Annotated in this window: 10 protein-coding genes; 4 read left to right on the forward strand and 6 right to left on the reverse strand. The window is 30.0% G+C overall.

Annotated elements, in window-relative coordinates; all coding sequences use genetic code 11:
• The first annotated feature begins 82 nt into the window (after nt 1–82).
• Genes WG951_RS02915 through WG951_RS02925 form a run of 3 tightly spaced genes read left to right on the forward strand, consistent with a single transcriptional unit; the run spans nt 83 to nt 2,820 of the window.
• Nucleotides 83–1,123, forward strand: a complete 1,041-nt coding sequence (locus WG951_RS02915; protein WP_105048710.1) for a GMP reductase — start codon at nt 83–85, stop codon at nt 1,121–1,123.
• Entirely contained in the window at nt 1,120–2,250 is a 1,131-nt protein-coding gene (locus tag WG951_RS02920) for an ABC transporter substrate-binding protein (RefSeq protein WP_105048711.1), read from the forward strand. Before WG951_RS02915 ends, WG951_RS02920 begins: the two co-directional genes overlap by 4 nt.
• 9 nt (nt 2,251–2,259) lie before the next feature.
• Nucleotides 2,260–2,820, forward strand: coding sequence for a cobalamin adenosyltransferase (locus WG951_RS02925; RefSeq protein ID WP_105048712.1), 561 nt, complete (start codon nt 2,260–2,262; stop codon nt 2,818–2,820).
• 185 nt (nt 2,821–3,005) lie between these two features.
• Here WG951_RS02925 and WG951_RS02930 read toward each other — a convergent pair whose 3' ends face one another.
• The 6 genes from WG951_RS02930 to WG951_RS02955 form a co-directional block, all read right to left on the reverse strand.
• Nucleotides 3,006–4,334: a LuxR C-terminal-related transcriptional regulator gene (locus WG951_RS02930; RefSeq protein ID WP_105048713.1), complete on the reverse strand. Its 1,329-nt coding sequence runs from the start codon at nt 4,332–4,334 to the stop codon at nt 3,006–3,008.
• Nucleotides 4,335–4,342: 8 nt separating this feature from the next.
• Nucleotides 4,343–5,074 (reverse strand): aspartate/glutamate racemase family protein, encoded by a 732-nt coding sequence (locus WG951_RS02935; RefSeq protein WP_105048714.1) that lies wholly within the window; start codon nt 5,072–5,074, stop codon nt 4,343–4,345.
• Nucleotides 5,071–5,400, reverse strand: coding sequence for a DUF2834 domain-containing protein (locus WG951_RS02940; RefSeq protein ID WP_105048715.1), 330 nt, complete (start codon nt 5,398–5,400; stop codon nt 5,071–5,073). The genes WG951_RS02935 and WG951_RS02940 overlap by 4 nt, the downstream gene beginning before the upstream one ends.
• Before the next feature lie 3 nt (nt 5,401–5,403).
• On the reverse strand, nt 5,404–8,136 hold the full coding sequence (locus WG951_RS02945; protein ID WP_105048716.1) for a DNA gyrase/topoisomerase IV subunit A: 2,733 nt from the start codon (nt 8,134–8,136) through the stop codon (nt 5,404–5,406).
• Nucleotides 8,137–8,779: 643 nt separating this feature from the next.
• Nucleotides 8,780–8,971 carry a hypothetical protein gene (locus tag WG951_RS02950; protein ID WP_105048717.1) on the reverse strand — a complete coding sequence of 64 codons (192 nt, stop codon included), beginning with the start codon at nt 8,969–8,971 and terminating at the stop codon, nt 8,780–8,782.
• The gene (locus WG951_RS02955; protein WP_105048718.1) at nt 8,961–10,823 is read right to left on the reverse strand and encodes a DNA topoisomerase IV subunit B; all 1,863 of its coding nucleotides are present in this window, start codon (nt 10,821–10,823) and stop codon (nt 8,961–8,963) included. Before WG951_RS02955 ends, WG951_RS02950 begins: the two co-directional genes overlap by 11 nt.
• A 212-nt stretch (nt 10,824–11,035) precedes the next feature.
• On the opposite strand from WG951_RS02955, the gene lysA reads away from it, so the two are divergent.
• The gene (lysA, locus tag WG951_RS02960) at nt 11,036–12,292 is read left to right on the forward strand and encodes a diaminopimelate decarboxylase (RefSeq protein ID WP_105048719.1); all 1,257 of its coding nucleotides are present in this window, start codon (nt 11,036–11,038) and stop codon (nt 12,290–12,292) included.
• The last annotated feature ends 61 nt before the right edge of the window (nt 12,293–12,353 follow it).

Raw genomic sequence — 12,353 nt, forward strand, 5'->3', positions numbered from 1 at the left:
TTTTACACATTCTTTCTTATAAAGAATCTAATAAATTCACTTTCAAATTTAATACCTTTATCACTTAATAATTTTGATAGAGATGAGAATAGAAAATGAATTAAAATTAGGTTTTAAAGATGTAATGATTCGTCCTAAACGATCTACCTTAAAATCGCGTTCGCAAGTAAGCTTAGAAAGAGAATTTACTTTTTTACATAGTGATGTTGTTTGGAAAGGAATACCAATTATGGCCGCTAATATGGATACTGTTGGTACTTTTGAAATGGCAAAAGCACTCTCTAAACACGGACTTTTTACAGCAATTCATAAACATTATTCATTAGAAGAATGGACTGATTTTGCTACCAACGCAGATGCTAAACTATTAAAAAACATAGCTGTTAGTACTGGTACAGGAAAAGAAGATTCTGAAAAAGTAAAACAGATTTTAACTAAATTTCCACAAATAAACTTTATTTGTGTAGATGTTGCCAACGGATACTCTGAACACTTTGTAAACTTTGTACAAAAAATGCGCAAAAATCATCCTAATAAAGTAATTATTGCAGGTAATGTTGTTACAGGTGAAATGGTAGAAGAATTACTTTTAGCTGGCGCAGATATTATAAAAGTAGGTATTGGTCCGGGTTCGGTTTGCACAACTCGTGTAAAAACAGGTGTTGGTTATCCTCAATTATCTGCAATTATAGAATGTGCAGATGCTGCTCATGGTATGGGTGGGCAAATTATTTCTGATGGAGGTTGTAAAATTCCTGGAGACCTTTCTAAAGCTTTTGGTGGTAGTGCAGATTTTGTAATGTTAGGAGGTATGCTTGCAGGTCATGAGGAAAGTGGTGGTGAATTAATTGAAAAAAATGGAGAAAAATTTAAAGCTTTTTACGGAATGAGCTCAACCACAGCCATGAATAAACATGTTGGTGGTGTTGCAAATTATAGAGCTTCTGAAGGTAAAACTGTTGAAGTTCCTTATAGAGGAAATGTAGCAGCAACCATTATAGATATTTTAGGAGGAATAAGATCTACATGTACCTATGTTGGTGCTAGCAGATTAAAAGAATTAACCAAAAGAACCACTTTTATCCGTGTTCAAGAACAAGAAAACCAAGTGTATTCTTCATGAAAAAATTAAAATTAATTTCGGCCATATGTTTCTTGTTCATTGCTATTTCTTGTAAAAAAGAAGTTGTAAAAGTTGATGAAAAAACAACAGCTGAAAGTCCTGTTAAATATGCCAAAGGGTTTGATATTGTAGAGGATAATGGTATTAAAAAGCTCATTATAAAGTCTGCATACCAAAACTCTAAAGAAGTTACTGAATATCGTATAATAAAAAAAAGTGACCCAAAAGTAAGCTCTAAAAATGCCATCTACACTCCTATTCAAAAAATTGTGGTGACTTCAACAACTCATATACCTATGGTAGAGTTGTTAAATAAAGAAACGAGCATTGTAGGTTTTCCGTATGCAAAATTTATTTCATCACAAAAAACAAGAAAATTAATTGATGCTGGCAAAATAGCTGAAATAGGGAAAGAAACCTCTTTAAACACAGAAATTTTATTAGATCTACAACCAGAATTAGTGGTGGGTTATAGTGTTTCTTCGGCAGACAAAAGTTTAACAACCATTAAAAAGGCAGGCATAAATGTAATTTATAATGGAGATTGGCTAGAAGAATCTCCTTTAGGAAGAGCTGAATGGATTAAATTTTTTGGCGTTCTATTTGACAAAGAAAAACAAGCAGACAGTATTTTTAAAGTTATAGAAAGCAATTATTTAGATGCAAAAAAAATTGCTTTAAAATCTAATAAAAAACCAACTATTCTTTCTGGTGCTATTATGAGTAAAGATATTTGGAACTTACCTGCAGGAGAAAGCTTTGTTGCTACTTTTTTTAAAGATGCTAATTTAGATTATCTCTGGAAAAACACTAAAGGAAAAGGAAGTTTATCTTTAAGTTTTGAGAGTGTTTTTGAGAAAGGACTAAATGCTGAATTTTGGATTGCTCCTGCTCATTTTACCTCTAAAGAACAAATGATAAAAAGTAATTCTTTGTATACAGAATTCGATGCTTTTAAAAATGATAAAATCTACACTCCAACAAGTTTAAAAGGTAAAACAGGTGGTATTATTTATTATGAATTGGCACCTACTAGACCAGATTTAGTATTAAAAGATTTAATTAAAATAGTACATCCAGAAGTACTTAAAGAGTATCAATTTACTTTTTATAGAAAATTAAAATAATATTTTTTCATGAAAAAACTGCGACCAAAATCTAACATTGATGAACTTTGTTACCCTTTTATGTACGAAGAATCATCACTTTGTGATTACGAAATAGAAACAGACCAACTTACGCGTATGGTTGCTTGGGCTATTGATGAACTTTCTAAATTAAAATTAGAGTATTCCAATAACAAAGAGTTAGAAAACTTAGCACAGGAACTTAATTGGTTATTACCACTTTGCTATCATCTTAATGGTTCTATAAGAGGTAAATTGGCCATCACAGAAAACAATCATCAGCAATTGTTAGCATATTACAGAAATATGAAAATAATTGTGAAAGATGACATTTCTGGTTTTGTTTTACCAGGAGGAACATCTCCCGTAGGGATTTTAAATCAATGTTCTTCCCTTTCAAAAAGAGCAATTAGATTAATGGTAATTATTCATAATAAAGAAAAAATAGAAGTTGCAGATATTTTACCCAAATTTGCGAATTTACTTTGCAACTATTTTTTTACAGCCACAATTCTAATCAATAAAATAACAGGGTTTAAAGAAACTCCTTTTATTAGTAAAAGCTATTAATAATTTAATTAACTTTTTAATAAAAACGGAAATAAAAAAACCTTCTATATTTCTATAGAAGGCCTTATATACATTTATTTTGGGGGATAATAAATTCTGTTCAAAAATACTACAATTAGCAATAATTTTAAACAATTTAATGGGTAGTATTTGGGTAGTTTATAGGGTAGTACTAGCTGTAAGCACTATTTTTTAATAGTGTTTTCTATAGTTAGAGCTTCTTTTCTACTTTTTATCTCTAATTTTCCATATATATTTTTTACATGAAATTTAACCGTATTTACAGAGACATGAATTTCACTAGCTATTACTTTATTGGATTTACCAGATACAATTAAATCAAAAATTTCTCGCTCTCTAATACTTAAGTTTTCTAAGTTTTCTTTTAAAGGATTTTCTTCTTCTTCTTGTGTGGTAAGTTGCTTTATTTTTTTAGAGTATTTTATAATCTCATTCTTCATGTAAAAATTATATTTCCTTAAATCTTTTTCTCTATACAATACAGCATATGATAATACTATAATTTGTAAAAAACCTCCAATTTTTAAATTAGATGGATTGCTTTCAAAAAATGAAATTCCAAAGTTTTTTAATACAAAAAAGTCTAAACCACTAAATAATAAGAATACATATGAAAACACAAAAAGTTTAGTGTGTTTATTTTTTCTAAAAAGTAAGACCCCCAAAAACCAATAAAAAAATAAAAATATTAGTGTAGTAATACTTACTATAGTATAAAGTAGGTTTATTTTAGAAAAATAAAATAACACTACAAACAAAACAATATTTAAAAATAAAATAAGCGTATATTTTTTAGCCTTCGGAAAATATTTATCTAACATCAAAAAACTATTTCCAAACTTTAACGAACTAAAACTTAGTAAAATATAATCTAATAAAACTAAAAACTCAATATCTTTTTCATCAACATTAAATAAATGCAAAGAACCATCAAATATTACAAAACTAAAAGAAATACAGGTTAGTAAAAAAGCATGATACAGAAATGCAATGTCTTTAAAAAAATAAAAATAACTCAAACTAAAAAGTATCACTAAAAAAGCAGCACCATAATAAAAACCATTTAATAATAGTACTAACTTTTCTTTAAATAAAGAAGCATCCTCTGTTTTTAGCTCTACAGGAAAATAAGAACTAAAATTAGAATTTACTTTTATATAGGTAGGATACTTTCTTGAAAACTTAAAGGAAACATACCGTTGATTATTTAATTTATTAATTTCTTTTAAATTTTGATATGCATGCACATTATTTGTTCTTATACTATTTATTCTAAAAACATAATTTACATCTGTTTCATTTGCCGGTATTTTAAACCAAAAAGTAGCATTTGATTTTTCTTCTAAAATTTCTTTATTTAAAAGTTTAAATTTTTCCTTACCAATATCCTTATAGGTTAAAGTGCTGTTTAAATCTTTAAAATAGTAAATATCTGATTGAGAAAATGTAGTGCCAACAAAAAATAAGAAAATAATAAGTAATCTAAACTTCATACAAAATGTTACTGCTGTTGTTGTTGTTGTTGTTGTTGTTGTTGTTGTTGATTTCTAATAGCAAAATTAAAAGCTGCTGTGGCATGAATTGTAGCTGTATCAAAAACAGGTACCAAAACATCTTCTTGCTCAATTAACAATGGAATTTCTGTACAACCTAAAATAATACCTTCTGCCCCATTTTCTATCAATCTATTAATAATCTTCAGGTACGCTTTTTTTGAGACAGGATTGATATTTCCAACAGAAAGTTCGTCATAAATTACTTGATGAATTATTTCTCTTTCATCCTCAGCGGGAATCATAGTTTCAATACCAAAAGAACTTAAACCATCAATAAAAAAGTCTTTTTCCATGGTATATTTTGTTCCTAATAAAGCTACCTTTTTTACCTTTTGTTCTAGGATCCTTTTAGAAGTTGCTTCTGCAATATGTATCACCGGAATAGTAACTACTTTTTTAACGGCATCAATGCACAAATGCATAGTATTAGCACAAATTAAAATACAACTTGCCCCAGCTTTTTCTAAACTTTTTCCTGCTTCTGCCATTAATTCATCTAACAAATCCCATCTTCCTTCTTTTTGAAGTTTAGCTATTTGTCCAAAATCAAAAGAATTTATAATAACTTTAGCAGAATGAGATTTCCCTAAATTATTAGCATTTAGTTGATTTAAAATTCGGTAATATAAAATGGTAGATTCAGGTGTAATACCTCCTATTAAACCAATCTTTGTCATACAACAGGTTTTAATTTATCCAATCTATTTTCTCGCATATATAAAAATAATGGTAACGTAAATGCTATTGCTATTAAAAAAGTGAGTGGAATTAAAACATACCAATATTTTATATTTAGTCTCTTAGATTCAGAAATCATAAAAACAAAAAAAGTAAATACTACCACCGTTAAATCTGCTCCAAAAGATTTGCCCGCAAAATTACTTTGTGCATCTTTAAAAAAATTTATTAAAGAAGGGGTATCTGCTGTTTGAAAATATTGAATATTATAATACCACGTATAACAAATACCGAAAACAGCTAATAGCAAATAAATTTTTTTCATTTTTTAGAATAGTTTCGTTTGATTTTCATCATCTATTTTCTTCTGTTCGGCTTTTTTTCTTGCTATCGATTTTTGCAAAGCAATTTTTGCTTTTTCTTCTGCAGAAAGTTCTTCTAATACAGGTTTTTTAGTTTCTGTTTCTGGCACCTCAATTGGCAATTCATCTTCTATAACTTCTTCATCTACCACCTCTATTTCTTCAGATGTTTTTTCTTCTGGCTCTTCAAAAGGTAAAGGTTCTAATAAATTAACTTGTTTTATTTTTTCTGTTGTTAATTGATTTCCTTGTGCTTTTATCCCTTTAACCGCTATAAATTCTTCAAAATTAACTTCTTCATTCTCTAAACTTCGTTTAGAATAAACTACTTCTGCTATAGGTCTATAATCTGTGGCAACAATTTCTAACTGACTTTTAGCATGATCAGAAATAAATTCTTCTTCTTTTTCTGGTGTTTCTATTAAAAAGCGTTTTACATAATAACGTTCTTTTTCTCCATCAAAATATATAGCAGAAATGGGTTTGTTAGGTTTCCATTTTTCTAACACAATCATATCATCTTCAAAATGCATCGCTAAATTTGGTTTTACCGCTTTTGCTTTTCCACTTTGTGTAATAATCAATAATTTATCTTCTGCTCTAAATTCTCCTAACAACTCGCCTCTTTCATCAACATTTAAACGTTGCACAGCATCATCAAACCAAATTTTACGTGGCTTTAACGTAGAAACTCCTTCAGATTTAAAATCGACACTTTTAATTGCATATTTTGTAATTCTATTTCCTCTAACCGCTCTTCCTTTTACAGCTAAATCGGCAAAATCGATATCCCATTTTAGTTTTTTTACACTCCCCACAGAGCGCAAATTAATAGTAACAACTTCTGCTTCTCCGTTTAAATTTGCACTAAAATAATGAACAATAGAACCTTTATTTCCGTTTGTTAAATCGTATTCTTTATCTCTTGTAACAGCAGTAACATTAAAACGTTTCATGTAAGATGGTCCTCTAGCACCATCTCTATACATGTAATTATACACTGTTCTTTTATCTTTCTTTTTAAAGATTGCAACGTGTATAATATCTTTACCAACAAAGGTCTTTGCATCTACTTTAGACACCATCATTCCTCCGTCTTTTCTAAAGATAATAACATCATCAATGTCCGAACAATCGGTTACAAATTCATCTCTTTTTAAAGAAGTTCCAATAAAACCTTCTTCTCTATTTACATAAAGTTTTGCATTGTTCATGGCCACTTTTGATGCTACAATATCATCAAAAATTCTTATTTCTGTTTTACGTTCTTTTCCTTTTCCGTAAGTATCTTTTAATCGTTTAAAATAATCTATTGCAAAGTCTATTAAGTTGGCTAAATGGTCTTTAACCACTGCAATTTTATCTTCTAAACTTTCTATAAATTGTTTGGCTTTGTCAATATCAAATTTAGATATTTTTTTAATTCTTATTTCTGTTAAACGCGTAATATCATCTACAGTAATTGCACGTTTTAAATGTTTTATGTGTGGTTGTAAACCTTTATCAATAGCTTCTATTACACCTTCCCAAGTTTCTTCTTCTTCAATATCACGATAAATTCTATTTTCAATAAAAATACGTTCTAAAGAAGAAAAATGCCACTGTTCTTCTAATTCGTTTAACTGAATTTCTAGTTCTTTCTTTAACAACTCTACCGTTAAATCTGTAGAATGTTTTAGCATTTCAGAAACTCCAACAAAAACCGGTTTATTGTCTTCTATTGTACATGCTAAAGGAGAAATAGAAGTTTCACAATTGGTAAACGCATACAATGCATCAATAGACTTATCTGGAGAAACATTTGGTGGTAAATGCACTAAAATTTCTACTTCTGCTGCCGTATTATCTTCTATCTTTTTTATCTTAATTTTACCTTTATCATTGGCTTTTAAGATACTATCTATTAAAGTTGTGGTGGTGGTAGAAAACGGAATTTCGTTAATCACCAACGTTTTTTTATCTAACTGAGAAATTTTAGCACGTACACGAACTTTACCCCCTCTTTTACCATCATTATAATGGGTAAAATCTGCAATACCACCTGTTAAAAAATCTGGTACAATCTTAAAACTTCTCCCTTTTAAATATTTAATAGAAGCATCAATTAGTTCTATAAAATTGTGTGGCAATATTTTAGTAGACAAACCTACCGCAATTCCTTCTGCACCTTGCGCTAACAATAACGGAAACTTTACCGGTAAATCTATCGGCTCTTTTCTACGTCCATCATAAGACATTTTCCACTCGGTTGTTTTCGGGTTAAAAACAACATCCAACGCAAATTTAGATAATCGAGCCTCTATATAACGAGAAGCCGCAGCCCTATCTCCTGTTAAAATATTACCCCAGTTACCCTGCATATCAATCAGCAATTCTTTCTGACCAATTTGCACCATGGCATCTGCAATAGAAGCATCACCATGTGGGTGATATTGCATTGTATGACCAACAATATTCGCTACCTTATTATAACGTCCATCATCTAAATCTTTCATAGAATGCATAATTCTACGCTGCACAGGTTTTAATCCGTCTTCTAACGACGGAACCGCTCTTTCTAAAATTACATACGAAGCATAATCTAAAAACCACTCCTTGTACATTCCTGTAACCTTGGTAATGGTTTCTTCTTGGGGCGAATCTAATTCTTCATGCTGATTCGTTAATTCTTCTTCGTGTTCGTTTATATCTTCACTCATTCTTTTTAAACGTTTAATTGTTTAATCGTTTAACTGTGTATTTCTATATTTTGGGCGTTCCCTAAAAAGGTCGGGCTTTACGCTACAATCTTTTTTTTGTATCAGTCATTGTTAAGATTTTTTTTTTACTACCTATGGCAATCTCAATTTAATAAAAAGATTGCTTCGTTCCTCGCAATGATACTTTAAACAAAAAAAAGGATTTTCACTTCAATCCCTAACGCAGGCATACTTGCAAACTATTTGCTTTTACCTTTATCTATTTGATACCCAATTTTTGTTCTTTCTGTTTTTTCATTTTGAGAAAAGTTTTTCACTTTCTGTGACCATCTCAATTTTATTAAAGAAATTGTTTCGTTCCTCGTAATGACATTTAATAAGAAAAAACTAATTCTATATATTCTCTTTTATTGTTGGTTACTTTCTTTTTAATCTTCTCAATTTCCAATCGTAAACTTAAATTATTACTTAATAATTCTCGCTTTTTGGTAAAATCCAGATCATTTTAATATTTACAGCAATCGCTCTATCACTATTTAAAACACTCCATAACATTGCAACTCCTTGTTCTGTAAAGATTACATATAAATATATATTTCCTCCACAACTTGAGGTGCCAAATTGGTTCCTCTTGTTTTCATGCTTACTCCTTGGGTTCTTTATCTTTAATTTGCATAGAAATTATAAACAATGCACCCGATAAAACGCCAAAGAATGCTCCTGAATTAGATTTGCTAGACATATTATTCCAATCTATTTGAAACAACCAAAACAATAAAAGCAACGCAAAAATTCCGGTAAAAATGTTCTTAATTTGTTTTTTACTAAATTTCATCTTCCTCTACATAATCCAATTCAACCTTTAAATTATCTATAATAAACTTTTGTCTGTCTGGAGTATTTTTACCCATATAAAACTCTAACATTTGCTCAATAGACATTTCTTTATCTAACATAACCGGATCTAATCGAATGTCATTTCCAATAAAATGCACAAATTCGTTGGGAGAAATCTCTCCCAAACCTTTAAATCGTGTTATCTCTGGTTTTCCTCTTAATTTATCAATTGCTTCTCGTTTTTCATCATCAGAATAACAATAAAACGTTTGTTTTTTATTACGAACCCTAAATAACGGGGTTTCTAAAATATATAAATGCCCTTCTTTTATCAACTCAGGAAAAAATTGTAGAAAAAATGTAATTAACAATAAACGGATGTGCATACCATCTACATCGGCATCGGTTGCAATTACAATATTGTTATAACGCAAATCTTCTAAACCATCTTCTATATTTAAAGCTGCTTGCAATAAGTTAAACTCTTCATTTTCATACACAATTTTCTTACTTAATCCGTAAGAATTTAAAGGCTTTCCTTTTAAACTAAAAACGGCTTGTGTATTAACATTTCTAGATTTTGTGATAGAACCAGAAGCAGAGTCTCCCTCTGTAATAAATAAAGTAGATTCTAAATATGCTTCTTTTTTTGTATCGCCTAAATGAATTCTACAATCGCGTAATTTTTTATTGTGTAAACTAGATTTTTTTGCTCTGTCTTTTGCTAATTTTCGAATACCAGAAAGTTCTTTTCGTTCTTTCTCTGCCTGAACAATTTTTCTATGAAGTGCATCTGCAACATCGGTATTTCTATGCAGGTAATTATCTAGCTTTGTTTTTAAGAAATCATTAATATAAGTTCTTACCGTTGGTAAGTCTCCTCCCATATCTGTAGAACCTAATTTTGTTTTTGTTTGACTCTCAAAAACAGGTTCCATCACCTTAATTGCAACGGCAGAAATAATAGATTTACGAATGTCTGAAGCTTCAAAAGCTTTACCGTAAAACTCTCTAATTGTTTTTACAATTGCTTCTCTAAAGGCAGATTGATGCGTACCTCCTTGTGTGGTATGTTGCCCATTTACAAAAGAATGATATTCTTCTGAATATTGCGTTTTACTATGTGTTATGGCAACTTCTATATCATCGCCTTTTAGGTGAATTATTGGATACAACATATCGTCTATATTGTTATTATCTTCCAATAAATCTTTTAATCCGTTTTTAGAAAAAAACTTTTCTCCGTTAAAAATGATGGTTAAACCTGGGTTTAAATAGACATAATTCTTTAACATTTTTGCTACATATTCATTTCTGAATTTGTATTTCTTAAAAATTTCTTCATCCGGAATAAATGAAACTTTTGTTCCTTTACGTCTAGATGATTCTTCTAAGAACTCTTGATTTTCTAAGTTTCCTTTGCTAAATTCTGCAGAAGCAGACTTCCCTTCACGTGAAGATTCTACTCTAAAAAAAGAAGAAAGTGCATTTACTGCTTTTGTACCCACACCATTTAACCCAACCGATTTTTTAAACGCTTTAGAGTCGTATTTACCACCCGTATTCATTTTAGAAACCACGTCTACAACTTTCCCTAAAGGGATTCCACGTCCGTAATCTCTTACGGTTACTTTACTTCCGTGAATAGCAATTTCAATGGTTTTACCAGCGCCCATTACATATTCATCGATAGAATTGTCTAAAACTTCTTTTACAAGAATATAGATTCCATCATCTGCAGAAGAACCATCTCCCAATTTACCAATGTACATTCCTGGACGCATTCTTATATGCTCTTTCCAGTCTAAAGACCTGATATTATCTTCGGTATATTTTGTTTCTTGACTCATGAAATGTCTTACTGTTGTTAGGTTTGAAGCCTCGCTAAAATAACATTAAACTCGCTAAAATAAAATACCTAAGTTAATTAGTTATCAACAGGATTTCAACGAGCTTTTTAATGTAAAAATCACAGAAAAAAACAATATGTTATATTTTTAAACAAGTAATTGTTTACCCAACAATTTTAGTACTTTTGAAGCCTCATATAAAATGAAACAAAGTGGAAAATACTCAATTGATAGCGTTAGCAAATAAATACGGAAGTCCTTTATATGTTTACGATACAGACAAAATAGAATCGCAATACAACCGATTAACCAATGCTTTTAGTAGCGTTAAAAATTTAAAGTTAAATTATGCTGTAAAAGCACTTTCTAACATTAATATTTTAAAGTTCTTTAAAAATTTAGGTTCTGGTTTAGATACGGTTTCTTTTCAAGAAGTTCAATTGTGCTTAACAACTGGTATAGAACCACATGATATTATTTATACACCTAATGGAGTTTCTTTATCGGAAATAGAAGCGGTAGCAAAATTAGGCGTTCAAATTAATATTGACAACCTTAATATTTTAGAACAATTCGGACAAAAACACCCTAACATTCCTGTTTGTGTGCGTATCAATCCGCATATTATGGCGGGTGGAAATTCTAAAATTTCTGTAGGTCATATCGATTCTAAATTTGGTATTTCAATTCACCAAGTACCACACATTAAACGTGTAGTAGAAAATACAGGAATGAACATTAACGGAATACACATGCACACAGGTTCTGATATTTTAGATATCGATACTTTTTTACGTGCCTCTGACATTTTGTTTGATGTGGCTAAACAATTCGAAAATATCGATTTTATCGATTTTGGAAGTGGATTTAAAGTACCTTATAAAGAAGGTGATATTTCTACAGATATTGAGCAATTAGGCGTACAACTTTCTGAACGTTTTAATGGTTTTTGTAAAGAATACGGTAAAGACATTACACTAATGTTTGAACCTGGTAAGTTTCTAGTTTCTGAAGCGGGTGTGTTTTTAGCTAAAGTAAACGTTGTAAAACAAACAACTTCTACGGTATTTGCGCATGTAGATTCTGGTTTTAATCATTTGGTAAGACCAATGATGTACGATTCTTATCACCATATTACCAATATTTCTAATCCAACAGGAAGAGATCGTTATTACTCTGTGGTAGGTTATATTTGCGAAACAGATACTTTTGCTTCTAACCGAAGAATTTCAGAAATTTCAGAAGAAGATATTTTATGTTTTCACAATGCTGGTGCATACTGTTTTTCTATGGCATCTAACTACAACTCGCGCTATTTACCTGCAGAAGTTATGGTGCATAAAGGAAAAGATTATTTAATTAGAAAAAGACAAACAATACAAGATATCTTACACAACCAAGAAATTATAGATTTTTCTAAAGAAAAAAGCGCTAAAAAAACAACTAAAGATCAAAAAGTAGACGCTTAAAAAACGTATTTTTATAACTGATAAATCCACCAGAAAATATATTTTTTGGTGGATTTTTTTT

The organism is Polaribacter butkevichii (assembly GCF_038024105.1).
In the GTDB taxonomy this organism is placed as follows: Bacteria; Bacteroidota; Bacteroidia; order Flavobacteriales; family Flavobacteriaceae; genus Polaribacter; species Polaribacter butkevichii.